The sequence below is a fragment of the Streptomyces sp. DSM 118878 genome, assembly GCF_052936595.1.
This window is the reverse complement of sequence record NZ_CP193622.1, coordinates 413,140-434,935: the sequence shown is the minus strand read 5'-3', so window position 1 is coordinate 434,935 and position 21,796 is coordinate 413,140. Positions and strand designations below refer to the sequence as shown.

The window sequence follows — 21,796 nt, the reverse complement described above, 5'->3', positions numbered from 1 at the left end:
CACCGCCATGTCGAATACAATCTCGACGTCGGTCCGATTCGACTTTCATATCCGCGCACGTCAGTGGAGCACTGTGCTCACCGAACGCCATCTGGAAATCTTCGTCGCGCTGGCGGACGAGGAGCACTTCGGAGCCGCCGCGCAGCGCGTGGGCATCACCCAGCCACCCCTGTCGCAGGGACTGCGCCGACTCGAAGCGCTGCTGGGAGTCCGCCTCTTCGAACGCAGCAGGGGTGTCACTCTCACCGACGAGGGCGCGCTGTTGCTGCCGCACGCCCGTCGGGCGCTCGCCGCGCTCACGGAGTTGCGGGAGACCGGTGCGCGGGAGCGGGCCGACGGCCGCCGGCTACGCCTCGGACTCGCGCCGGAGGTACCCGCCAGGGTCGCGGCAGCCGTGGCCGCCGCACCTGGCCGTGCGGGGGAACGCACCCGGCTCGCCGTCTCGACGGCCCCGACCGCCACGCTGTTGTCCGAGACCGCCGCGGGCCGGCTGGACCTCGCCGTGATCCGGCACCCCGCTGTCCTGCCGGGACTGGCCTCCGGCGGGGTGGTGCTCCTTCCGACCTGGCGCCTGACCCCTGCCAGGAGCCAGACCGAGGCGGCCGGGGGCGCCAGGCGGCTGCCCGTCGCGGTGCGGCCGCGGGAGGAGGCGCCGGCTGCGTACGACTTGTTCATCGACACCCTCGCCAGCCGCGGCCGACGGGTGGAGACGGTGGTGGTCCCCGACGAACGCGCCGGGCTCGCCCTGGTGGCGGCGGGTCAGGCCGTGCTGGTGACGGCCGACGCCGGGCTCTCGGCCGAGGGCGTCGAGCGCATCCCGGCCACCGACCCGCCACTGCCGCTGCGCCTACGGGTGGTGTGGGACGCCCGCCGCCCGGACTCCGAGGGAACGGCGCTCACGGCCCGCCTGCTGGTGGACGCCCTGGCCCGGCAGGCGGCGCGGTGAGCGCGGCGAGGCGGGAGAGCGACGCCCAACGCGCCATCCGCGGCATGTTCGCGGACGCCGGTGTGCGGGGCTGGCTGCACGTTGCGGAGCTGCACCGGCCGGCGGCATGCGTGACGGTGGACCCCGACGAGCCGGTGCCCGTGGGCTCGGTCTACAAGGTGCCACTGATGGCCGCCTTCTGCCGGCTGACGGACGCCGGCGCACTGGACCCCCGGCAGCGGGTGACACTCGGCCCCGACGAACGGATGCCCGGCCGGACCGGCCTCTCCATCCTGCGGGACCCGGTCACCGTCTCACTGCGCGACCTGGTCGTCCTCATGATGAGCGTCTCCGACAACACGTCGGCGGACGCGGTGCTGCGCCGCGTGGGCCCGGCGGCCGTCGAGGAACTGTGCCAGGACGTCGGCCTGCCGGACACCCATATCCTCGGCGGCGCGGCCACGACCTTCGAGCGGATGGTCTCGGAGACCGGCGCCGAGTCGCTCAGCGCCGCGATGGAACGCCTGGCCGACAACGACACCACGGTGCCCGCCGTGGTCTACAACCCCCTGTCCAAGGCGTCCTCCACGCCCTCCGACATGGCCCGGCTGCTGCGGGCCATCTGGACCGACGGCGCTGCCTCCGCCGAGAGCTGCGCCTTCATGCGGGAGACGATGGGCCGCCAGGCATGGTCGCACCGCCTCGCCTCCGGGTTCCCCTACGACGACGTGACGGTGTCCGGCAAGACCGGAACCTTCGGCACGATGCGCCACGAGGCGGGCGTGGTGGAACTCCCCGACGGCGGCGTCTACACCGCCGTGGTCTTCACCCAGGCGGCCCGCGCGGACACCAAACTCCCGCGCGCCGACGCCGTGATCGGCACGGCGGCGCGCGCCGCGGTGGAGGAACTGCGGGGCAACGAAGGCACATGAAGCCAGGACGTGGCGGGAGGGCACCCGAGTGCGACGGACGCCCGTTCGGGGGAGGGCGGGAGATGGCTCGGATGGTGTGCGGCTCCCCGGGGTAGATACCGCGCATGACGCACCCTGTGGACGCGGACGAACTGTTGACGCGCATTCGTGGAGCCCGAGACTGGGCGTCGAGCGAGGCGGACCGGATCTTCGCCCTTTCCGAAGCCCTGCAGAGCGACGGCCAGGAGGTCGAAGCCCTGAGCGCGAGCATCGAGGCGCGCGCGTTCCGGTCGGTCCGCATCGTGCTCGACGAGGTCCTGCAACCGGGGACCCACTCCCACGCGTGATCGGCGCACCGCGGCGCCGACGCGTCGCGGACGCGGTACTGCCGCGATCGGCAGCCCCTACCGGCCGCCGCCCGGAGCGCCCCGCACGAAGCGCCGCAGATGCGCACGTACGGCGTCGGGCTGCTCCAGCCAGGGTTCGTGCCCCGCGCCTTCGATCCGGGTCAGCGGAACACCGAGCCGCAGCGCGAGCGACTCAAGTGCCGACACCGGGCGAGGATCGCAGGCCCCGACCAGGACCTCCGCCCGCTCCGGCAGGCGAGTACGCAGCTCCGCGAGGTGCGCGTCGAGCGGGTCGGCGCGTCCTTCCGCCCCGAGTTCGGCGTTCATGCGCCAGCTGACGGGCCGGCGCCGCCGGGCCTCCTGCGCGGCCCAGCGCCACCCGCGCTCAGGTTCGGCATGGTCGGTGAACCAGGCCAGCGTGAGCAGCTCGACCTCCTGCTCCTCAGTGCGGTCCGCGACCTCCCCCAGCTCGCGAAGCCGCTCCCGCTGCCCGGCCGACATGCGGCGACCGCGCTCCGCCCGCTCCCCAGTACGCCAGTCACCGACAAAGGGCCCGCACATCATCAGCGCCGCGGCGACGCGGTCAGGGTGCCGCAGGCAGAACCGGCTCGCCAGATCGGTCCCGTAGGAGTGCCCGATCAGCACGGCCTCGGGCACGTCCCACGCGTCGAGCAATTCGGCGAGATCGTCGACATGCCGGGCGAGGGTGTGGCGCCCCTGCCACGGCGACCGACCCGTACCACGCTGGTCGTACCGGTACACGGGCGCCAGGTCCGCGACCATCCGCGCCACATCGCCCAGGTAGTCGGGCAGTCCCGGACCACCATGGAGCAGTACGACAGCCGGCCGCCGGGCGGTATCCCCGAGCGCCGACCACCGCAGCCGCGCCTCGTCACTCATCGCTGCGAAGCCGTGCGTCTCCATCAAGGTCACCGCGGAGACCATACCGGAGCACCAGGGAGGTGGGAGTCGGTGAAGGCGAGCAGGAGCGCGGCCGTCCGGGAGGGCTCCTCCAGGATGGGTGTGTGTCCGGCTCCGGGCAGCATCTCGATCACCGCGTCCGGAACGACGCGGTAGTCCGCTGCCGACGAGGGACGCCATCGGCGGTCCTGATCACCGAAGATGACGCTCAGGGGCTTGCCGACGGCCACCAGCCGATCCGGCAGCGCCCGCAGGCTCACATACGCGGTGGACGCCTGCATCGCTGCGATCACCGCCTGGATGGACATGCCGCGCAGCTCGTCGATGAGTCCTTGCGGGATCTCGTAGCCGGTACGGAATCCCGTGCTCGCGAACCGGCTGACCTGCTCGTCGGTCGGCGGCCACTGGGTGGGGTCGATGGCGGCCTGCTCCGGCGATGCGATGAAGGCGTTCATGCTGGGCCCGGTGTTGATGAGTACGAGCGCGCTCACGAGGTCGGGGCGTAGCTCGGCGAGAGCGGTGGCGGCGTAGCCACCGCTGGAGTGGCCGACGACGGTGGCCTGCCGGACGCCGAGCCGGTCCAGCGTGGCGGCGATCCTGTGGCCCTGCCGGGGGAGCGAGTAGTCCCGGTCGGCAGGTTCGGCCGAGCGGCCGTGCCCCGGGAGGTCGATCCGTATCACGTGACGGTGTGTCAGCAGCGGGACCAGTGCGTCCCATGAGCGGCTGGTGGCGGCGGACCCATGGATGAGAAGGAGCACGGGGGCATCGGCAGGACCGTCCCGGCGTACGTAGAGCTGCTCCTCGGCGGATGCGGCGTTGGTGTCGGTGTTGGTGTTGCTGTGCGGATGCCTGTCGGAAGGTGTCATGACCCCACTGTCGCCGTCGGTGCACGGCGGCGGCTTGGACGAATGTTCCCTCCCGGTTGCCCGGCTAGCATGGGGAGATGGGGGCGACCGGGAGTCTGGTGAGCGGTGGCGGCGGCGATCCCGCTGCCTGGCACGTCGCACGTCCGCTGCGGCCCAGCCGGCTGGCCGGAGTGGACATGGCCGGGTTCCGGGTACCGGGCGCGCCCGTAGACGCCCTGCGGGTGGTCGCGCACCCGGCTGTGATGCTGATCCTGGAGTTCGGCCCCAGTCCGTCCACCGTTGACGACGGTGCCGGGCGGCGGCACCGGGGGAGTCTCGTCGCCGGGCCGGGTTTCGGCTCGGGAGGCGGGGTCCGGGCGTGGGGCGAGCAGGTGGAGTGCGTGCAGGTGCGCCTGTCCCCGGTGATCGCCGGCACGGTTCTGGGCGTCCCACCGGCCGATCTGGCCGGCGCCATGGTCTCGCTCGACGAGCTGTGGGGCCGGGAAGCGGCACGGGTCGGTGAGCGACTGAGAGAGATCCCCTCGTGGGAGGGGCGCTTCGCCTTCACGGACGCGCTGCTGGCCCGTCGATATGAGGAGCGGTGGCAGGCGGACCCGGCGGTCGCCTGGGCCTGGGACCGGATCGTCGCCGGCGGAGGGCTGGTCCGGATCGACCGGTTGGCCGCCGAACTCGAATGGAGCCGCAAGCGTCTGTGGTCCCGGTTCCTTTCACAGACCGGCATGCCGCCCAAGCGGGCCGCGAAGCTGGTCCGCTTCGACGAGGCCGTGCACCGCCTGGTCGAGGGCGGGGGCGCGGCACGGGTCGCGGCGGACAGCGGCTACTGCGATCAGTCCCATCTGCATCGGGACATCATGGCCTTCACCGGCGCGACCCCGACGACCGTCGTGAGTGAGCCCTTCCTCACGGTGGACGACCGGGCGTGGCCGACCGCCTGACGCGGCGCCGCCGCACCGGCTGCCCGGGCGGCGGCGCTTGGCCTCAGAGCATGATGAGCAGACGCGTCTTCGGCTTGAGCTTCCTGTTCACCGAACGGCTCTGCACGTAGACCTCCAGCTTGGGGTTGTTGCCCGCCTTCACCGAGACGGTGCCCTGGATGCCCGTACCGAACAGAAGGCTGCGGGCCGCGTCGCCGGTGTAGGCGCGGTCGGTGTCCTTCTCGACCACGATGACTTCCTTGTTCGGCTGGACCTGGGCCCGTGCGCCCAACTGGTAGTAGCAGGCGCCGCGTTCGTAGGCCACGCCCGGGTGGGAGTCCACGAAGGGGCGGATCTCGACCTCCTTGTCGACCTTCAGCAGCCGGTACTTGTCGGCCGGGATCGGTTCGAGGTTGGCCCGCACCTCGTCCACCGATATGTCCTGGCCCACGGCGAACAGGTTCTTGGTGCCGCGCACCCCCTGCTCTCGTCCCCGCAGGAAGCTGGTGGCCGCGGCGCGCACGGTGCCGATCGCTTCCTCGACGCCCTGGTGGGAATCGGCGTCCCATATGGCGATGTTGCCGGCCGGGAAGCCGTAGTTCTGCGCGGTCCGCTTGGCCAGGGAGTTCGGCACGAGGATCGCGGAGGTCCAGTGGCCCGGGAGCCCGCCCATCTTCGCCGTGATCCTGTCGAGCCAGGGGCCGAGGATGGCCATGTCACCGTCGTGGCGCCGGTCGCCTCCGGAGGCGTTCTCCTCGCCGTCGGTCACCACGATCTGGAGGAAGCTGTGCTCGCCGTACTCCTCCCAGATGTGGCCGAGGTCGTCGAGGGACTTCAAGGAGGCCTCTATGAGGGCGGTGGCGCCGTTGTTGACCCGGTACAGGCCCCGCATGGACGGCAGGTGCTTCACGTCCATGTCCCACACCAGGTTCTCCACCTGGTGGTCGAAGGAGTAGAGGCTGATCCGTGTCTCGTGGCCGAGGCTGTCCGATTCGGACTTGAGCCCGGACACGAACTCGTCGACGACGCGGATGAGTTGGTCCTGGTGCGGACGCATGGAACCCGAACAGTCGACTACCAGCGCGACGTGGTTGACCTTGTGCTGGATCCTGTTTGCGGACACGTCTGTGCTCCCCCTTCGGTGCCTCCGAGTGATGTTTTCACCTTATGGGGAGGCACTGACAACGGCCGCTCGGCCGCTCGGCAGATCAGGCGCTCGGGCGCTCGGCGGAGCAGTCACGCCAGTGCCGGCTGCGGTTCCGGTTGTTGGGACGGTGCGGCCGTTGGGCGTTCCCACAGCCTGGTGGTTCGTATGTAGCCGTAGATCACTGAGGCCATCGACAGGAGGACCAGCGGCCCGAACACCCACGGGTGCTCGGCCATGTCCATCGGCAGGTAGCGGTATGACAGCAGGAGCGCCGCGAAGACCGTCGTGCCGTAGGCGATCAGCCGGGTCGCCGATCGGTCCCAGCCGCGGTCGAGCGCGCGCAGAGCCGCTTCGATCGTGAGGGCGAAGACCACGCCGGCGACGAGGTCCACTCCGTAGTGGTAGCCGAAGCCCAGCGTCGCGGCGAGTGTGGCGGTCAGCCAGAACGTCCCCGCGTATCTGAGGAGCCGCGGGCCCTTGCGGGAGTGGATGAAGATCGTGACGGCCCACGCCGTGTGCAGGCTCGGCATGCAGTTGCGCGGGGTGATCCCGTCGTACGGCACCGGGTGCGGCGCGGTGATCGGCGGCAGCGTGTGCGGCCACAGATTGGTCACCGCCCACTCCACACCGCCGGTTCCCGAGGTGCCGGGGCCGTAGGCGAAGATCGGTCCGACCACGGGGAAGATCATGTAGAACGCGGGACCGATCAGGCCGATGACCAGGAACGTGCGCACCAGGTGGTGGCCGGGAAAGCGACGCTCGGTGGCCACGTCGCGCAGTTGGTAGAGCGCGACGACGATCGCGGCCACCGCGAGTTGCGCGTAGACCAGATCGAGGACGTTCGTGCCGATCGGGCCGGTGGCCTCCAGCATCCGGCCCGCCAGCCACGAGGGGTTGCCGAGCGCGTGGTCGGCCATCGCCACGTACGGGTCGAGCACGGTCGGGCGGGTCTTCGACGTGATGAGCAGCCAGGTGTCACCCGTCTTGCGGCCGGCCACGAGGAGCAGACCGAGGCCGACGCCCTTGAGGAGCAGGATCCGTTCCGGGCCCTTGCGGCGCGTGAGCGCGATGACCGCGACGCCCAGGATCACCCACAAGGCGCCGTTGCCGAAGAACTGGCCCTCGGGTGTGTCGACGTCGAGTGCCCACCGCACCAGCACGAAGACGACGTCGATGCCGATCGCGGCACCGGCCGCGACGAACCGCTGCCGCCAGGTGAGCACGACCATCATCAGCGCCATGCCGCCGTAGAGCGGGCCTGGCTTGGGAGGGAAGATCACCTCTCGCGCCTGGACGGTGATCGGCCCCGGCTGGCCGGCGTATCGACGCGCGACGATCTCCAGCACGATGAGGAACCCGAGGGCCACCACACTCGCCGTGGCCCAGAGGATCACCCGCGGTCGGCGCCACTCGACGGACGTGATCATGCGGCCTCTTCGTGAAAACGCCCGCGATTCTGTGGGTATCAATTGTTTGACCGATTTGTTGGTAGTTGTTGTCGCACAGGTTAGCCGTCGTGCCGGATGGACCGACTTTCGGGTCGAGAGGGAGGCGATGAGGGAACTCGCCACCGGCCCGATCATCCCACCGGAGCCGTCCGCGCTGGCTCCCGGGCCCACCCGGCACGTGCCGTCGAGCGTCCTCACGGCCGGTACGGCGGCGCCGCCCCCCAGTTCCACAGCGGCACCGGCTGGTCGGTGGGCCGGGTCGCTGCCGGGCCCGAGAAGTAGAGCGCGAGCCGCGTGCCCCACTCGATGTAGGCGAGGAACCCCGACCGGAACTCGGCATCCGCCGGCAGCCCCGCGTCGTCCGCCGCGTCCTGCATCAGATTGACCCAGCGGCGCCGCTGCGGCTCGGTGATGCCCTTGCCGAGATGCTTGCCCACCATCCGGGCGTGGCCGCCGTGCTCCTGCGAGTAGGCCGCGGGGCCGCCGAAGACCTCGCCGAGCCACTGGGCGACGTGCCGGGCGTGCTCGGCGGGCAGATCCGCGAAGAGCGGGGCGAGCAGATCGTCCTTGAGGACCTTCTCGTAGAACGTCTCGGTGAGGCGCTCGAAGCTCTCCGCGCCGCCCGCCCACGCGTACAGGCTGGGCGTCGACGCGCCCGTGCCGCGCACCACGGTGGGCGCGTAATGACGCATCTCCTCGATGCCCCCGACGTAGGGACGGATCTCCGCGAAGAAGTCGCGGAACTGCTCCGACGTGCGGAAACCCTCCAGGTGGTCCTTCGTCGATGTCCAGGTGATGCGCAGAATGAAGTGCTCGAAGTCCTCCTCGCAGCGCGTGAGTTCGTAGTCGACGCACTGCGGTGCCGCGGCCAGGGGGACGGCGGCCCGGGTGTACGCGGAGAGGAATTCCGCGGAGCGCTCGGGCGGTATGCGATAACGGATGTACTCGACGGAGTGAGCTGTCATGTGACGTCGGCTTCCTCTGCGATGGATGGTGCCGGCACGCGTGCTCCTCGGTCCCGCAACGCTTGCGGGACCGGGCCGAGCTCTCTCCCACCATGTCCGAAAACAAGGGCAGTGCGGAGGCCGGTTCGCCGTACGCGTAGAGGCGTGGGTTGCTGACGATCTCGTCGCATAACCTGACCGCAGAAGGCGGAAGCCGCGAACGTCCAGTGCGTCCCCGTACATCCACGTACGTGGACCGCGTCCATACGGAGGAGATCGATGGTGCTCGGAAGAGGCACGCGGTTGTTCGCGATCGCCATGACCGCGGTCTGCGTGGTACTCGTGGGCCCCAGTGCACCCAGCGGCGCCCTCTTCATCAGGACACTGCCCGTCGACGCCGCCGAGGACGTCGTGCCCAACCGGGTCATGACGTGGAACATCTGCAACCCCTGTGACGTGAGCAACGCCGACAGGGCGGCGGAGATCGCCACGTACGCGCCACAGGTCGTCGGTCTGCAAGAAGCCTGCGTACGTGACGTGGAGAGGATCCGCGACTACCTGAAGGGTTTCTACGGTCTGACCTACCACGTCGAGTACGGGACGGTGCTGCGGAATTGGGGCCGTTGCGGGGGAGTGCCGTGGAGCCCGGGAGCCTTCGGTCAGGCGATCCTCTCGGCGGCCCCGCTCACCGACCGCGTTGCCGCGGAGTACCCCGACGGAGGATCGGAGGACCGGGGGTACATGGCGGTCACCACGGAGGTGGGAGGCAAGCCCGTCCGGGTCTTCAACACCCACCTGGCCCAGCGGCGCCAGGAGGAGGTCCGAGCGGCCCAGACCGACGTACTCGCCAAGGAGATCGCCCGGCACGACCACGCGATCGTCCTCGGCGACTTCAACGCCGTGCCGGACGCCCCCGAACTCACCCCGATGTGGAAGCTCGCCACGGATACGGACTCCCGGTGCCGTCCCTCCGCCGTCACCTGTGAGCCGACCACCGACTGGCAGAGCAAATTCGACTACGTCTTCCTGCGGGGCATCACGCCGCTCGAACACCGCGTGCAACGCTCGGAGTACTCGGACCACCACATGCTGCACACCGACCTGGACATGACGTAGTTCAGGCCGCTCACAAGTCACTCACCGGACCTGTCACATCGTGCTGCCGCGCTTCGTCATCGAAGTGACAGTAACGCTGAAGAGCCGAGGAGTTGTTGAGCATGAGTACTCGTACGATCACGGCCGAGGTCCCGATGGTGCCGCGGATGCCGGAGGACCCCGCGCGGCTCGTGCCGGAGCTGGCGGACGTGTCGGCGGCGTTGTTCAAGGTGGTGGGCAACGGTTCGGTGCCGCGCTCCACGATCAGCCTGGTGCAGCTCCGTGCGGGGCAGATCGTCGGCAGCACCTACCTGACCGTTCTGCACACCGGGTTCCTGCGCAAGGGCGGGGAGCCGGAGGAGCGCATCACCTCGGTGAGCTCCTGGCAGACCTCGCCCTACTTCACCGGTGCGGAGCGCGCCGCGCTGGCCCTGGTGGAGGCCGTACTACAGGCGTCGCCGCACGGTGAGCGGGTGTCGGACGAGCTGTACGCCGAGGCGGCCGAGCATTACGACGCCAAGGCGCTCGCCACCTTGATGTTCGCCATCGGGCAGGTCAACTTCTTCATCGCCGTCGCCCTCATCGCCAAGCCCGTTCCCGGCCGGTCCTTCACGGCCCCCTGGAACGAGGGCGCACCGTCGGCCGACTGACCGACCGGTGCGGGCAGGTGCCTGGGCCGCGCGGGTGCGGCGAGGCGTCACGCGGTGACCGTGGCGATGAACGCGGAGAGGTTCGCCATGGTCCGCTGGTTCTGCTCCTCCACGGTGAGCGACTCGTGGAACCGCCCGCCGACGCCCGCGTCCTTCATGCCCCGCACGTACAGGGAGCAGGCGAGGTCGCTGCATATGTAGGCACCCACGGAGTTGCCCTGCTGGCCGGCCTTGCCCGCCTTCGCGGCCACCATCAGTGACACGCCGCCGGAGTGGGTGGTCATGCACAGCGAGCACATGCTGCGCCGCATCTGCGAGGGCCCGCCGTTGGGGCAGCGCAGCGCGAGCGCCACCGGGCGGCCGTCCAGCTCGGTGGCGAGATAGGCCCTGCCGGGGGCCTGGGGGTCCCGCCAGCCCAGGAAGTCCAGGTCGTCCCAGGGCCGCTCGGCCAGGTCGCGGGGGACGGACAGACGCTTCGCCTCGCCCTTGGTGCAGTTCACGAACGCGGTACGGATCTCTTGCTCGGTCAGCGGTCTCATGAGGAGTAGGCTAAGTTGCCTAAAAGTACTAGGCAAACGCTTATTGCTTGTCGCTGGATGGGGCGAAGGTTATGGCTAGAGCAGGGCTGACCCCGGAGCGTCTGACCCGGGCGGCGGCGGAGCTCGCGGATGAGGTCGGCTTCGACCAGGTGACCGTCTCGGCGCTCGCCCGGCGGTTCGACGTCAAGGTCGCGAGCCTGTACTCGCACCTGAAGAGCTCCCAGGACCTCAAGACCAGGATCGCTCTGCTCGCGCTGGAGGAACTGGCCGACCGGGTCGCCGCCGCCGTGGCCGGGCGGGCCGGCAAGGACGCGCTGGCCGCCTTCGCGGACGCCTACCGCGACTACGCACGGGAGCATCCCGGCCGCTATGACGCGGCCCGCTTCCGGCTCGACCCCGAGACGGCCGCCGCCAGCGCCGGGGTGCGTCACGCCCAGATGACGCGGGCGATCCTGCGCGGCTATGACCTGACGGAGCCGGACCAGACACACGCGGTCCGGATGCTGGGCGCCGTCTTCCACGGCTACGTCAGCCTGGAGATGGCCGGAAGCTTCAGCCACACGGCCGTCGACTCCCAGGAATCGTGGATGTGGGTCCTGGACTCCCTCGACAGGCTGCTCGACAACAAGGCAGGGCGATGAACACTGACCATGATTGGATCACCACACCGGTCACCACGGACCTCCTGCGCGGTTTCCTCGACGTGGAAGCGACCGCGCACGGCCTGCTCCCGCACCGTCTCCCCGCGCGAGCGCGTCGCCAGATCCCCGACGAACAACTGGCCATGGCCGAGGCGCAGCCCTCCGGCGTACGCCTGGCGTTCCGCACCCGGGCCACGGCCGTCGAACTGGACGCGCTGCCCACCAAGCGGGCCTACCGCGGATTTCCGCCCCCGGCGGACGGCGTCTACGACCTGCTGGTGGACGGCCGTCTCACCGCGCAGGCCACGGTGGCCGGCGGCAACCTCCGTACGATCACCGACATGGTCACCCAGTCCGCCGAACTGACCGAGGGACTTCCCGGCACCGCCCGGTTCGCGGGTCTGCCGCCGGGTGACAAGGACATCGAGATCTGGCTCCCGCACACGGAGGTCACCGAGCTGATCACCCTGCGTACCGATGCCCCGGTCGAGGCGGCACCGGACAGGGGGCGCAGGGTGTGGCTGCACCACGGCAGCTCCATCAGCCATGGTTCGAACGCCGCCAGTCCGACCACCATCTGGCCGGCCCTGGCCGCGGCCAAGGGCGACGTGGAGCTGGTCAATCTGGGGTTCGGCGGCGGCGCGCTGCTCGACCCGTTCACCGCCCGTGCCATGCGGGACACTCCGGCGGACCTGATCAGCGTCAAGATCGGCATCAATGTCGTGAACGCCGATCTGATGCGCCTGCGCGCCTTCGGCCCTGCCGTCCACGGCTTCCTCGACACCATCCGCGAGGGGCATCCGACGGCACCACTGCTGGTCGTGTCACCCATCCTGTGCCCGGTCCAGGAGGACACTCCCGGTCCCCTCATGCCCGACTTCGACGGCGGGACCCTGCGGTTCAAGGCCACGGGTGATCCGGCCGAACGGGCCGCCGGGCGTCTGACACTCAACGTCATCCGCGATGAACTCGCCCGGATCGTCGAACAGCGGGCGGCCGACGACCCCGGCCTCCACTACCTCAGCGGCCGCGACCTCTACGGCGAGAGCGACCACGCCGAATTCCCGCTGCCCGACGCGATCCACCCCGACGCCGCGGGGCACCGCCGCATCGGAGAGAACTTCGCGCGGCTCGTGTTCGGCGAGAACGGCCCCTTCGCCGGCAAGGGACAGGGCTGAGCCCCGGACACATGGCGCGCCGGGGCCCAGAGGGGACGAGGTGGGGGGTGTGGATCAGTACGGGCCGTTCACGTTGTCGATCGAGCCGTACCGGTCGGCCGCGTAGTTGCAGGCGGCGGTGATGTTGGCGACCGGGTCGTAGCTGTCCAGCGACGTGCCGGGCACGTGGTACGCGGTGAACGTGGGCGCGATGACCTGGAGCAGCCCCTTGGACGGGGTACCGGCGGCGGCGTTGGAGTCCCAGTTGTTGATGGCCAGCGGGTTGCCGGAGGACTCACGCATGACGTTGCGGTGGATGCCCTCGTAGGTGCCGGGGATGCCGTGCTGTTCCAGGATGTCGAGCGATTCCTTGATCCAGCCGTCGAGGTTGTCGGTGTAGGTCTTCTCCGCCGGGGCGGCGGCCGCGGGCTCGGCGGCGGACGCGTCGTCGCGCTCGGAGCGGTCCGCCCGGTCGGCGGCCGGCCTGGGCTCGGCCGCGTCCCCCTTGCCGAGGCTGAGCTCGAGCCCGGGCCGGATCAGGCCCGGGTTGTCACCGAGGATGTCCCGGTTGTTCTTGTACAGGCTCTCCCAGCCGCCGCTCACGGAATGCTTCCGGGCGATCCCGGAGAGCGAGTCGCCGGCCTCGACGACGTAGGTCGTCGAGGCCGCGGCGGGCTTGGCGACCGCGTCGGCCGGTGCCGCGGTGGCAGCGGTGGCACCGAGCACCGGGAGAATGAGCACGGCCCCGCCCGTTCCCGCGACGGCGATGCCTCGGTTGAACGAGCCGGCCTTGGGGCGGCGGTGCTTTCCCTTTGCGGGCATGGCCTTTGCGGGCATGACGAAATCCTCTCCGTCGCCTGCGAGGTGAGCTGTCGGGTTCGGACGGGAGATGTCCGGTCGCACGGTGAATACGACTTCACCCCTAGCCATTCCGGAATCCGGATCGGCGGCTTACCTGGGTCCCCCGCTCCTGCCGTGCGTCAGTGGGTGGATGGGTTTCCGGGCAGCGGCAGGATTCGGCGTTCCGCCCGGATTGACGGTGACGTTAGGCGAGAAAGCCCGGGCGAAACAAGTCTCGAATTCGCATACCGAAAGCGCGTGGTCCGTTTCTGACGATCAGAAACCCGGCTCTTTCTTGATCGAAAATTCCAACTTTCTTTGCGTAGAACGGAAAGTGCGCTCGGAGAGACTGGAGGGTGAGATGACCGGAGTGACTCATTTCACTGCTGGTCACACCCCGAAACGGGACATACCGGTCTACTTGACGCGCTCGCGATCGAAGAAGGCGGTCAACGCGTTCACGGTTGCGTCGGGCTGCTCGTCGGGAATGAAGTGTCCGGCCTGGGGGATGGAGGCGCCGGTCGCGTTCTCCGCCCACGGACTGAGGGAGGCGGCCATGTCGGGGATCGAGCCATGGGAGCTTGAGATGCCCAGGACCGGGACGGTCAAGTGCCCTTGTCCGAGAGCGTCATGGTTTTTACGCGCTGATTCCGCGGCGTCGCGGTAGTAGGCGAGAGACGCCGAAAGGCCTCCCTCGGCCGCGATGGCGGCGGCGTAATGGTCGATCTCGGCGCCGTCGAAGGTGTGGGAGGACAGGGCTTTTACCTTCAAGAACCAGCCGACGTAGTCGCGTTCACGGCCGGTGAGCAGAGTCTCGGGCAGTTCGGGCACCAGGTGGAAGGCGAAGTGCCAGGTCTTCCAGGCCCGGTCGGGATCCGTCGGGATGGAGTCCGGCAGGGTGATTCCGGGAATGCCGGCGTCGAGCAGGGCGACACCGTGCAGGCGCTCTTCGTGCTTCAGGGCCAGCGAGAAGGCGACCCAGGCCCCGATGTCATGGGCGACGAGCCAGTACTTCGGCACGTCGAGCGCGGTCAGCGCGGCCTGGACGTGCGAAGCGACGGTATGCGTGTCGTAACTCCCTTGAGGGCGCTCGGAGTGGCCCTGCCCCGGCAGGTCGATCGCGATCACACGGAACCGCTCGGCGAGGCCGGGCATCACCTTCCGCCAAGCCCACCAGGTCTGCGGGAATCCGGCGAGCAGGACGACGGTGGGACCGGCCGGCCGGCCGCCCTCCACCGCGTGAAGCCGGATTCCGTCCGCGTCGACCCAGCGGTGGGTGAAACCCGCGAGGTCGTGCAGCGGCAACCCGGGGACCGGGTTCTGGTCGTGGGAGCGGTTCGGGGGCATGGCGTCGTCGATCATGTCGCGAGCCTACTGCATCTTGTACTGGTTAGTTCAAGATAGGGTGGGCAGGGCCACAACGGCTGGTCCAAGAACGAGGTGCATGCGTGATGGCCGGGAAGAAGCAGTTCGACGTGGGCTTCGCGCTCGACGCGGCGATGGTCGAGTTCTGGCGGGCCGGATACGCCGACACGTCTCTCGACGACCTCTCCAGGGTGACCGGGTTGAACCGCAGTTCCATCTACTCCTCGTTCGGCGACAAGGACTCGCTCTACCTGCGCTGCCTGGACCGCTACGCCGCGCGGTACGGAGACAGTTACGACCAGGCGCTTTCACGGGCGTCCGAGGAACCGCTCCGGGCGGTACGGGCGTTCTTCGAGGTCACCCTGGAGCGCATCGCCGACCCTGACGTACCTGATGGATGTCTGATCGCCCAGACCGCGATGGCGGCACCGTCGCTCAGCCCCGCCATCGCCGCGCACGCGACCGAAGCTCTGGGCCTTCAGCGGGCGCGGCTGCGGACCGCCTTGAACGCCGCGGAGTTGGCCGAAGGCGATGCCGACGACTTCGCGGTTCACCTGGCGGCGGTCAACCAGTCGCTGGCCGTGATGAGCAGGGCCAGGGTGAGCCAGAAGCAGCTCCGTACGGTCATCGACGTCAGCATGAGCGCGCTCTCGCACGCCTTGGACGCCCGGAGCTAGCCCGCCCCTTCCGGCCGCGCCGGGGTGGCAGGACCACCGGCGGTTCAGTCCAGTGTGCGGGCTCGTCGCAGTACCTCGGCCGGGGCCTTGGCCACCGAACCGGTGTCGAAGGGGGGTTGCGGGTCGTACTCGGTGTAGAGCTGGATCGCCTGGGCGGTCACCTCGTCGGTGAGGAGGGCGGCCAACTGGATGGCCATGTCGATGCCGGAGGAAACCCCGGCCGAGGTGATCACCCTCTGCTGCCGGACCACCCGCTCGGGGGTGTAGACGGCGCCGTAGGACTCCAACTGGGCCACAGCGTTCCAGTGGGTGGTGGCGGCCAGGCCGTCCAGCAGGCCGGCCGCGCCGAGCACCAGCGAGCCGGTGCAGACGGAGGTGGTGAACCGCGAGCCCGCGTGTATCCGGCGTACCCAGTCGAGGAAGTCGGCGTCGTCCACCATGGTCAGGAAACTTCCCCCACCCGGGACCAGCAGGACATCGCAGCGTTCCACCTCGCGGTACGCGGTCGGGACGTGCACCGGCAGGGAACCCAACACGTCCCGCACCAGGCCGGGTTCGGCCGTGACGAAGCGTACGGTCGCGCCGGGCACGTACGCGAGGATCTCGTAGGGCCCGATCGCGTCGAGCGGCTCGAAGTTGTCGAAGAGCGGGATCACGATGTCCATGCGCCGCAGCCTAGTGGTGCTCTGTGCGTATGCGGCACAGCGTCTCCGTGAACGCCTGCACCCGGGACGTGAAGCCGTCGCGGCGCCAGATCAGGCCGTAGTCGATGGGCGGAGCGTCGCAGAACGGGACGTAGGTGAGGCCGGGGCGGCCGTGGTAGCGGGCGGCGAGCAGCGCCGCGACGGAGATGCCGCGGCCGGAGGCGACGAGCGGCGGTACTTCCAGCCAGTACACGAAGGTGGGGCCCCGGGGGATCGGCTTGCCCTGCGGCGTCTTGCTGGGCCAGATGTACTCGCGCCAGTACGGCGGGCTGTTACCCGTGACGCCGATCAGCGGGGCGCGGTCCAGGTCCTCCACGGAGACCGACTCCTGCCGGGCGAACGGGTGGACCGCGGGCACCATCATCGCCCGGGTTTCCGAGAAGATCACCGGGCCGGCCACCAGGTCGGGCTCCTCCACCGGGAACTCGGTGAGCTGTAGATCCACCACGCCGGCGCGCAGCGGGCCGAAGGTGTCGTAGAGCGGGATCTCCTGGATCTCGACCAGGCAGCCGAGGTGGGTGCGGCGAAAGGCCTCGGCGGTCCGCAGCACCATGTCGCCCGCCCACGCCGAGGAGAAGCCCACGCGCAGCGTGCCGGTGATGCCCTTGCCGGTCGCCAGTGCCTGCGCGACCGCCTCCTGGATCTCCTGATGGGCCGGGGCCAGGCCGTCGTACAGGCGCTGCCCGGCCGGAGTCAGGGTCACCCTGCGGCTCGTACGGGTGAAGAGCGCGACGCCCAGGCGGCGTTCGAGCCGGCCGACGATCTGGCTCACCCGGCCCTCTCGTTCCGGCAGGCGCCGGCAGACAGCATGTACACCATGCCTATGGACAACGAGCTCTACAGCTACAGTCCGATCACCGAGCGGGAGCCCTTCAGTTGGCCCGGCGGTGCCCGGGTGGGCATCTGGCGCGTCATGCAGGCCCTCGACCGGCACGGCGTACGCGCCAGCGCGCTGCTCAACTCCGCCGTCTGCGAGCACTATCCGCAGATCGTCGAGGCCGGCCTGGCCCGTAACTGGGCGTGGCTCGCGCACGGCCGCGACAACTCCACCCTCCAGGCCGGGATGACGGAGAAGGACGAGCGCGGCTATCTCACCGACGTCGTCGAGACGATCGAGAAGGCCACCGGGCAGCGTCCGCGCGGCTGGCTCGGCCCGGCGCTCACCGAGACCTTCCGGACGCCTGCGCTGCTCGCCGAGCTCGGCCTCGGTTACGTGCTCGACTGGACCAATGACGATCAGCCGTACCCGCTGAACATCCCTGGCATGCTGAGCGTGCCGTACTCGGTCGAGCTCAACGACCTCGGACTCTTCACCATGCACGGCATGACCGGGCCCGATTTCGTGCAACTGGTCAAGGACCAGGTCGACCAGCTGCACGACGATTCGGCCGCCGGCGGCCGGGTGATGGCGCTGGCGCTGCATCCGTTCGTCATCGGCCAGGCGTTCCGGACCAAGTACCTCGACCAGGCGCTGGAATACGTCGTGAACCACCCGGGCGTGTGGACGGCCACCAGCGACGAGATCGCCGAGCACTACGTCCGTACCTTCACGGGCAGACCGCGGAGAACCTTTGCCGTCGCCCCCGCGCCGCTGCGGGGAACTCCAGGAACTACCCCAAGGAGCCACGCATGACCACCCCTGCGCGCACCCCCGCCCCCATCCCCCGCACCAGCCGCGAGATCCTGGTCCGCAACGACTGGATGTCGGTCGACCCGTACATGCGCGGCCGGATGACCGACGCCCCCTCCTAGATCCCGCCGTTCCAGCTCGGCGTCGCGCTCGAGGGCAGCGCGGTGGGCGAGGTCGTCGTCTCCCGGGCGCCGGCGGTCCCGGTCGGCGCCACGGTGTCGCACTTCGCCGGGTGGCGGGAGTACGCGGTGCTGGACGCCGCCGCGGTCTCTGTGGTCGACACGGCGCTCGCCCCTGCCGAGGCGTACCTGGGCGCGCTGGGAACCACCGGTCTGACGGCGTACGCCGCCCTCGCCGAGGTCGCGCCGGTGCGGGAGGGCGACGTGGTGTTCGTCTCCGCCGCGGCCGGCGCCGTCGGCAGCGTGGCCGGGCAGTTGGCCCGCCGCCTCGGCGCCGCGCGGGTGATCGGTTCGGCGGGCGGCCCGGCCAAGACGGCCAAGCTGCTCGACGACTTCGGCTTCGACGCGGCCTTGGACCACAAGGCCGCCCCCATCGCCGAGCAGCTGGCGAAGGCGGCTCCCGAAGGCATCGACATCTACCTCGACCACGTCGGCGGCGACCACCTGGAGGCGGCCATCGACGCCGCCCGCCCCGGCGCCCGCTTCGCCCTGATCGGCGCGATCAGCGCGTACAACGCCACCGCCCCGGTGCCGGGCCCGACCAACCTTTTCCAGGCGTACACCAAGGAGCTCAGCCTGCGCGGCCTGCTGGTGAACTCGTACTTCCGCCTCTTCCCCGACTGGATCAAGCAGGGCGCCGCCTGGCTGGCCGATGGCACCCTGCACACCGAGCAGACCGTGGTGCACGGCCTCGACCAGGCCCCGGCCGCGTTCCTGGGCGTCCTCAGCGGCGCGAACACCGGCAAGATGCTCGTCCGCCTGGAGGCGTGACCGGCATCGACATCAGCCAGTGAGGGCGCGGGCGCGAGGCGGGGCGCGGCGGGGGCGCGGAAAGTCTTCGGAACTCGACGCGCACACGGGACGACTACTGCGTTGTCAGGCACTTCCGCGAAGCCACCGCCTGTCAGCCCCGTCGCCCGAAAGGTACGTGAAACGGTGCGTCCCCGATCCGCTGCCGCCGTGCTCCCCGCAGCCCTCCTCGTCCTCCTCGGCGGCCTGACCGGCTGCTCCTCCTCGCCCGACGCGTCCTCCTCGGCCGCCTCGGACCGCCCGGGCACGGCAGCGGCCTGCCCCGCCACGGCCGACCTCGCCGAAGCCCCGAGAAGAGTGGTCACCCTGGACGCGGGAGCCGCGGCGTTCCTGACCGCGCTCGGCCTTGAGGACAGGATCGTGGGAACGGCCGGGCCCGAGTTCAAGGACGACTTCTCCGGCGTGACGCGGAAGAAGCTCGACGCCATCCCGGTGCTGAGCAAGGTGGCCGACAAGGAGTCGGTGATCGCGGCGAAGCCGGACCTGGTGACCGGCATCTCCCGTTACGAACTCGGCTCCTTCGACGGCACCCCCACGCACAAGCAGCTGAAGGAGAACGGCATCGCGGCGATGGTCGCCTGCGACACGGCCAAGGGTCTCTCCACGGACATCGACGCCACCTACCGCTACATCACCCACCTCGCCGAGGTGTTCCACGTACAGGCCAAGGGCAAGGCGCTCATCGCCGGGATGAAGCGCGAGGTCGCGGCCCGGACGGCGGCGGTGCGCGAGGGCACGGACGGAACTCCGGTGCTGAGCCTGTCCGCGGCGCCGACCGGCGGGGCGGGCATCGACACCAGCGGCGGGTCGAGCCACGCGAACGGCGTGATCACCCTGGCCGGTGGACGGAACATCGCCGCCTCGACCCCCGGCGACTTCGCCACCCTGTCGGCGGAGGAGGTGACCAGGAGCAACCCGCGCGTCATCCTCGCCGTGACCGGGTTCTCCCGGCAGTCCGGCCGCCAACTCGTCGCAGCGATCAAATCCAGCCCGCTGCTCGCGGACACGGACGCGGTCAAGAACGACCACGTGATCGCCGTTCCGCAGAGCATCCTTCTGTCGCCGAGCGTGCTCGGCGTACGAGCGGTGCGGACCGTGGCCGAGGCCGTCGAGGACGCCTCATGACGAGTCGGACCCAACACCCCCTCCCACCGCTCGACCGGCCGGAGACCCGGCGAAGGGCCTCCGGGCTGCTCGGAACCGTACCGACCGCCGTGGTGGTCATCGCGCTGCTGGCAGTGATCGCGGTGGCCGCGGTGCTCGCGGTCGGTGTCGGCGCCGTCGTCATCCCACCGGATCAGGTCCTCTCGGCGGTCGGACGAGGCGTTGACGGCGTCGGCACCACCGGCAACGACTTCATCATCTGGCGGCTACGGGTGCCCCGGGTCCTGGAGGCACTGCTCGTGGGGGCGGGCCTCGCGGTGGCGGGAGTGCTCGTACAAGTGCTGGTGGGCAACCCGATCGCGGACCCGTTCACCCTGGGACTCTCCTCGGGGGCGTCGCTCGGCGCCGTCGCCGTCATCACCACGCTCGGCATCGGCACCGCCGCCGGGCTGACGCTGCCCCTCGGTGCCTTCACGGGTGCCGCCGCGGCCGGCACGGCGGTGTTCCTGTGCGCGACGTCCCTGGCCGGACTCTCCGCCTCCCGGCTCGTGATGGTGGGCATCGCGGTCGGCCATCTGCTCTCCGGCATCACCTCCTTCCTCATCCTGCGCACCGGAAACAGTGAGGCCACCCAGCAGGTCATGTACTGGCTGCTCGGCAGCCTGTCCGGCGCGAACTGGGAACTCCTGCGCATCGCCACCCTGCCCGTCATCGCCACCCTCGCGATGCTGCCGTTCCTCGTACGCCGCCTCGACCTGCTCGCGCTCGGCGACACCACGGCAGCGGCGCTCGGCATCCACCCGGGCCGCACCCGTATCGGCGTCTTCATGGTGGCCGCCGTCCTCACGGGCACCGTGGTCGCGATCTCCGGCACCATCGGCTTCGTCGGACTCGTCGTACCCAACCTCGCCCGCATGCTGGTGGGCGGACTGCACCGCAGAATCCTGCCCGTCGCGCTGCTCCTCGGCGCCCTGCTGATGCTGCTCGCGGACACCGGGGCCCGCATGCTGCTCTCGCCCGCCGAACTGCCGGTGGGCATCCTGACGGCTGCGATCGGCGTCCCGGTGTTCGTCCTCGTGGTGCGCCGTACGGGGAGGGCCCGATGACCGCCCCGACCGCCCCGCCAGCCCTGACCGCCCTCACCATCCGTGGCCTCACCGTCCATCTCGGCCGGACCCCGGTGCTGCACGGAATCGACGCCGACGTTCCCGCCGGCGGGCTCACCGCGCTCGTGGGCCCCAACGGGAGCGGAAAGTCCACGCTGCTCGGCTCATTCACCGGCGCCACCGCCCGACGCACCGGACAGATCCGCATCGGCGACGACGACATCCTGCGCATGCGGCCGCGCGACCGTGCCCGCCGTATCGGGGTGCTCCCTCAGGAAGCCGACCTCGCGCCGGAACTCACCGCCGCCGAGCTGGTGGAGCTCGGCCTCGCCGCGACCCGGCACCGACGCTGGGCCCACGACGCCCGCCAGGAGATACGAGGCACCGTCGACCGGGCTCTGCACCGCTCCGGTGCCCTGCCGTTGGCCGAGCGCATGGTGCACACCCTCTCGGGCGGCGAACGCCAACGGGTCCTGCTGGCGCGGGCACTGGTCGCCGACCCCGAGATCCTCGTCCTCGACGAGCCGACGAACCACCTCGACCTCGCCCATCAATTCGACGTCCTCGACCTCGCGACCAGCGGTGACCACACGGTCATCGCCGCTCTGCACTCCCTGGACCTCGCCTTGCAGTACGCCCGGCACATCATCGTGCTGCGCCACGGCAGGGTGGTGGCCGCGGGACGGCCCGACCGGGTGCTGAGCGAGGACCTGGTGCGGGACGTGTTCGGGGTGGACGGCAGGCTCGTACCGGGCCGGTCCGCATCCCGCGCCCACTTCCTGGTCTCGCCCCTGCGCACCGCCACGGAAGACGTCCCCGGCCGGGACGCGCCCGCACAGCCGGTCTGAAGCGACGCGCGACAAGCCGCGGATCAGC

Annotated in this window: 24 protein-coding genes, 1 pseudogene and 1 riboswitch; of the genes and pseudogenes, 15 read left to right on the top strand and 10 right to left on the bottom strand. The window is 70.2% G+C overall.

All coding sequences use genetic code 11. From position 1 onward, the window contains the following. Positions 1 to 73 precede the first annotated feature (73 nt). From ACRAKF_RS01840 to ACRAKF_RS01830, 3 genes are all read left to right on the top strand, one after another. Positions 74 to 946: a LysR family transcriptional regulator gene (locus tag ACRAKF_RS01840; RefSeq protein WP_447034905.1), complete on the top strand. Its 873-nt coding sequence runs from the start codon at positions 74 to 76 to the stop codon at positions 944 to 946. Next, positions 943 to 1,857, top strand: a complete 915-nt coding sequence (locus ACRAKF_RS01835) for a serine hydrolase (protein WP_447034904.1) — start codon at positions 943 to 945, stop codon at positions 1,855 to 1,857. The genes ACRAKF_RS01840 and ACRAKF_RS01835 overlap by 4 nt, the downstream gene beginning before the upstream one ends. A 104-nt stretch (positions 1,858 to 1,961) precedes the next feature. Beyond that, positions 1,962 to 2,183 (top strand): hypothetical protein, encoded by a 222-nt coding sequence (locus tag ACRAKF_RS01830; protein WP_447034903.1) that lies wholly within the window; start codon positions 1,962 to 1,964, stop codon positions 2,181 to 2,183. A 57-nt stretch (positions 2,184 to 2,240) separates the two neighbouring features. On the opposite strand, the gene ACRAKF_RS01825 is transcribed toward ACRAKF_RS01830, so the two are convergent. Together ACRAKF_RS01825 and ACRAKF_RS01820 are read right to left on the bottom strand one after the other, a co-directional pair. After that, positions 2,241 to 3,107, bottom strand: a complete 867-nt coding sequence (locus ACRAKF_RS01825) for an alpha/beta fold hydrolase (protein WP_447041756.1) — start codon at positions 3,105 to 3,107, stop codon at positions 2,241 to 2,243. 5 nt (positions 3,108 to 3,112) lie between these two features. Continuing rightward, complete coding sequence (locus tag ACRAKF_RS01820; RefSeq protein WP_447034902.1) at positions 3,113 to 3,970, bottom strand: alpha/beta fold hydrolase; 858 nt, start codon at positions 3,968 to 3,970, stop codon at positions 3,113 to 3,115. Between the two features lie 176 nt (positions 3,971 to 4,146). Here ACRAKF_RS01820 and ACRAKF_RS01815 point away from each other — a divergent pair, with 176 nt between their 5' ends. Continuing rightward, entirely contained in the window at positions 4,147 to 4,905 is a 759-nt protein-coding gene (locus tag ACRAKF_RS01815) for a helix-turn-helix domain-containing protein (protein ID WP_447041755.1), read from the top strand. 43 nt (positions 4,906 to 4,948) lie between these two features. Here the strand turns inward: ACRAKF_RS01815 and ACRAKF_RS01810 are convergent, their stop codons facing one another. From ACRAKF_RS01810 to ACRAKF_RS01800, 3 genes are all read right to left on the bottom strand, one after another. Next, positions 4,949 to 6,007 (bottom strand): VWA domain-containing protein, encoded by a 1,059-nt coding sequence (locus tag ACRAKF_RS01810; RefSeq protein WP_447034901.1) that lies wholly within the window; start codon positions 6,005 to 6,007, stop codon positions 4,949 to 4,951. 113 nt (positions 6,008 to 6,120) lie between these two features. Continuing rightward, a complete protein-coding gene (locus ACRAKF_RS01805; protein WP_447034900.1) occupies positions 6,121 to 7,458 on the bottom strand; it encodes a phosphatase PAP2 family protein in 1,338 nt (445 codons plus the stop codon). A 215-nt stretch (positions 7,459 to 7,673) separates the two neighbouring features. Continuing rightward, positions 7,674 to 8,444 (bottom strand): globin domain-containing protein, encoded by a 771-nt coding sequence (locus ACRAKF_RS01800; RefSeq protein ID WP_447034899.1) that lies wholly within the window; start codon positions 8,442 to 8,444, stop codon positions 7,674 to 7,676. Positions 8,445 to 8,702: 258 nt separating this feature from the next. On the opposite strand from ACRAKF_RS01800, the gene ACRAKF_RS01795 reads away from it, so the two are divergent. Both ACRAKF_RS01795 and ACRAKF_RS01790 read left to right on the top strand, forming a co-directional pair. Further along, positions 8,703 to 9,539, top strand: a complete 837-nt coding sequence (locus ACRAKF_RS01795) for an endonuclease/exonuclease/phosphatase family protein (RefSeq protein WP_447034898.1) — start codon at positions 8,703 to 8,705, stop codon at positions 9,537 to 9,539. A gap of 101 nt (positions 9,540 to 9,640) precedes the next feature. Next, positions 9,641 to 10,168, top strand: coding sequence for a carboxymuconolactone decarboxylase family protein (locus ACRAKF_RS01790; RefSeq protein WP_447034897.1), 528 nt, complete (start codon positions 9,641 to 9,643; stop codon positions 10,166 to 10,168). Positions 10,169 to 10,215: 47 nt separating this feature from the next. Here ACRAKF_RS01790 and ACRAKF_RS01785 read toward each other — a convergent pair whose 3' ends face one another. Beyond that, positions 10,216 to 10,707: an FBP domain-containing protein gene (locus ACRAKF_RS01785; protein ID WP_447034896.1), complete on the bottom strand. Its 492-nt coding sequence runs from the start codon at positions 10,705 to 10,707 to the stop codon at positions 10,216 to 10,218. A gap of 71 nt (positions 10,708 to 10,778) precedes the next feature. Here ACRAKF_RS01785 and ACRAKF_RS01780 point away from each other — a divergent pair, with 71 nt between their 5' ends. Both ACRAKF_RS01780 and ACRAKF_RS01775 read left to right on the top strand, forming a co-directional pair. Next, positions 10,779 to 11,348: a TetR/AcrR family transcriptional regulator gene (locus tag ACRAKF_RS01780; RefSeq protein WP_447034895.1), complete on the top strand. Its 570-nt coding sequence runs from the start codon at positions 10,779 to 10,781 to the stop codon at positions 11,346 to 11,348. Then, positions 11,345 to 12,526: a GDSL-type esterase/lipase family protein gene (locus ACRAKF_RS01775; RefSeq protein WP_447034894.1), complete on the top strand. Its 1,182-nt coding sequence runs from the start codon at positions 11,345 to 11,347 to the stop codon at positions 12,524 to 12,526. The genes ACRAKF_RS01780 and ACRAKF_RS01775 overlap by 4 nt, the downstream gene beginning before the upstream one ends. Before the next feature lie 54 nt (positions 12,527 to 12,580). Here the strand turns inward: ACRAKF_RS01775 and ACRAKF_RS01770 are convergent, their stop codons facing one another. Both ACRAKF_RS01770 and ACRAKF_RS01765 read right to left on the bottom strand, forming a co-directional pair. Then, complete coding sequence (locus ACRAKF_RS01770) at positions 12,581 to 13,327, bottom strand: transglycosylase SLT domain-containing protein (protein ID WP_447041753.1); 747 nt, start codon at positions 13,325 to 13,327, stop codon at positions 12,581 to 12,583. A gap of 19 nt (positions 13,328 to 13,346) precedes the next feature. Continuing rightward, positions 13,347 to 13,501, bottom strand: a riboswitch (cyclic di-AMP (ydaO/yuaA leader). Between the two features lie 261 nt (positions 13,502 to 13,762). After that, positions 13,763 to 14,707, bottom strand: a complete 945-nt coding sequence (locus ACRAKF_RS01765; RefSeq protein WP_447034893.1) for an alpha/beta fold hydrolase — start codon at positions 14,705 to 14,707, stop codon at positions 13,763 to 13,765. Positions 14,708 to 14,796: 89 nt separating this feature from the next. On the opposite strand from ACRAKF_RS01765, the gene ACRAKF_RS01760 reads away from it, so the two are divergent. Continuing rightward, a complete protein-coding gene (locus ACRAKF_RS01760; protein ID WP_447034892.1) occupies positions 14,797 to 15,387 on the top strand; it encodes a TetR/AcrR family transcriptional regulator in 591 nt (196 codons plus the stop codon). 44 nt (positions 15,388 to 15,431) lie between these two features. Here ACRAKF_RS01760 and ACRAKF_RS01755 read toward each other — a convergent pair whose 3' ends face one another. Then, complete coding sequence (locus tag ACRAKF_RS01755; protein ID WP_447034891.1) at positions 15,432 to 16,052, bottom strand: DJ-1/PfpI family protein; 621 nt, start codon at positions 16,050 to 16,052, stop codon at positions 15,432 to 15,434. A 10-nt stretch (positions 16,053 to 16,062) separates the two neighbouring features. Then, a complete protein-coding gene (locus ACRAKF_RS01750; protein ID WP_447034890.1) occupies positions 16,063 to 16,863 on the bottom strand; it encodes a LysR family transcriptional regulator in 801 nt (266 codons plus the stop codon). A gap of 45 nt (positions 16,864 to 16,908) precedes the next feature. Here ACRAKF_RS01750 and ACRAKF_RS01745 point away from each other — a divergent pair, with 45 nt between their 5' ends. From ACRAKF_RS01745 to ACRAKF_RS01720, 6 genes and pseudogenes are all read left to right on the top strand, one after another. Continuing rightward, the gene (locus tag ACRAKF_RS01745; protein WP_447034889.1) at positions 16,909 to 17,724 is read left to right on the top strand and encodes a polysaccharide deacetylase family protein; all 816 of its coding nucleotides are present in this window, start codon (positions 16,909 to 16,911) and stop codon (positions 17,722 to 17,724) included. Beyond that, a pseudogene (locus ACRAKF_RS01740) lies at positions 17,721 to 17,981 on the top strand (NADP-dependent oxidoreductase); the annotation flags it as partial. The gene ACRAKF_RS01745 and the pseudogene ACRAKF_RS01740, both read left to right, overlap by 4 nt. Beyond that, positions 17,970 to 18,671: a zinc-binding dehydrogenase gene (locus ACRAKF_RS01735; RefSeq protein ID WP_447041751.1), complete on the top strand. Its 702-nt coding sequence runs from the start codon at positions 17,970 to 17,972 to the stop codon at positions 18,669 to 18,671. The pseudogene ACRAKF_RS01740 and the gene ACRAKF_RS01735, both read left to right, overlap by 12 nt. Before the next feature lie 189 nt (positions 18,672 to 18,860). After that, positions 18,861 to 19,835 (top strand): ABC transporter substrate-binding protein, encoded by a 975-nt coding sequence (locus ACRAKF_RS01730; RefSeq protein WP_447034888.1) that lies wholly within the window; start codon positions 18,861 to 18,863, stop codon positions 19,833 to 19,835. Further along, entirely contained in the window at positions 19,832 to 20,920 is a 1,089-nt protein-coding gene (locus tag ACRAKF_RS01725; RefSeq protein WP_447034887.1) for a FecCD family ABC transporter permease, read from the top strand. Before ACRAKF_RS01730 ends, ACRAKF_RS01725 begins: the two co-directional genes overlap by 4 nt. Further along, positions 20,917 to 21,768, top strand: a complete 852-nt coding sequence (locus tag ACRAKF_RS01720) for an ABC transporter ATP-binding protein (RefSeq protein ID WP_447034886.1) — start codon at positions 20,917 to 20,919, stop codon at positions 21,766 to 21,768. Before ACRAKF_RS01725 ends, ACRAKF_RS01720 begins: the two co-directional genes overlap by 4 nt. The last annotated feature ends 28 nt before the right edge of the window (positions 21,769 to 21,796 follow it).

Coding starts and splice junctions, on each gene's coding strand:
- ACRAKF_RS01805 (WP_447034900.1), bottom strand. CDS start 7,458: ATGATCACGTCCGTCGAGTGGCGCCGACCGCGGGTGATCCTCTGGGCC.
- ACRAKF_RS01785 (WP_447034896.1), bottom strand. CDS start 10,707: ATGAGACCGCTGACCGAGCAAGAGATCCGTACCGCGTTCGTGAACTGC.
- ACRAKF_RS01775 (WP_447034894.1), top strand. CDS start 11,345: ATGAACACTGACCATGATTGGATCACCACACCGGTCACCACGGACCTC.
- ACRAKF_RS01755 (WP_447034891.1), bottom strand. CDS start 16,052: ATGGACATCGTGATCCCGCTCTTCGACAACTTCGAGCCGCTCGACGCG.
- ACRAKF_RS01795 (WP_447034898.1), top strand. CDS start 8,703: ATGGTGCTCGGAAGAGGCACGCGGTTGTTCGCGATCGCCATGACCGCG.
- ACRAKF_RS01830 (WP_447034903.1), top strand. CDS start 1,962: ATGACGCACCCTGTGGACGCGGACGAACTGTTGACGCGCATTCGTGGA.
- ACRAKF_RS01825 (WP_447041756.1), bottom strand. CDS start 3,107: ATGGAGACGCACGGCTTCGCAGCGATGAGTGACGAGGCGCGGCTGCGG.
- ACRAKF_RS01815 (WP_447041755.1), top strand. CDS start 4,147: ATGGCCGGGTTCCGGGTACCGGGCGCGCCCGTAGACGCCCTGCGGGTG.
- ACRAKF_RS01725 (WP_447034887.1), top strand. CDS start 19,832: ATGACGAGTCGGACCCAACACCCCCTCCCACCGCTCGACCGGCCGGAG.
- ACRAKF_RS01745 (WP_447034889.1), top strand. CDS start 16,909: ATGCCTATGGACAACGAGCTCTACAGCTACAGTCCGATCACCGAGCGG.
- ACRAKF_RS01770 (WP_447041753.1), bottom strand. CDS start 13,327: ATGCCCGCAAAGGGAAAGCACCGCCGCCCCAAGGCCGGCTCGTTCAAC.
- ACRAKF_RS01820 (WP_447034902.1), bottom strand. CDS start 3,970: ATGACACCTTCCGACAGGCATCCGCACAGCAACACCAACACCGACACC.
- ACRAKF_RS01720 (WP_447034886.1), top strand. CDS start 20,917: ATGACCGCCCCGACCGCCCCGCCAGCCCTGACCGCCCTCACCATCCGT.
- ACRAKF_RS01765 (WP_447034893.1), bottom strand. CDS start 14,707: ATGATCGACGACGCCATGCCCCCGAACCGCTCCCACGACCAGAACCCG.
- ACRAKF_RS01760 (WP_447034892.1), top strand. CDS start 14,797: ATGGCCGGGAAGAAGCAGTTCGACGTGGGCTTCGCGCTCGACGCGGCG.
- ACRAKF_RS01780 (WP_447034895.1), top strand. CDS start 10,779: ATGGCTAGAGCAGGGCTGACCCCGGAGCGTCTGACCCGGGCGGCGGCG.
- ACRAKF_RS01790 (WP_447034897.1), top strand. CDS start 9,641: ATGAGTACTCGTACGATCACGGCCGAGGTCCCGATGGTGCCGCGGATG.
- ACRAKF_RS01800 (WP_447034899.1), bottom strand. CDS start 8,444: ATGACAGCTCACTCCGTCGAGTACATCCGTTATCGCATACCGCCCGAG.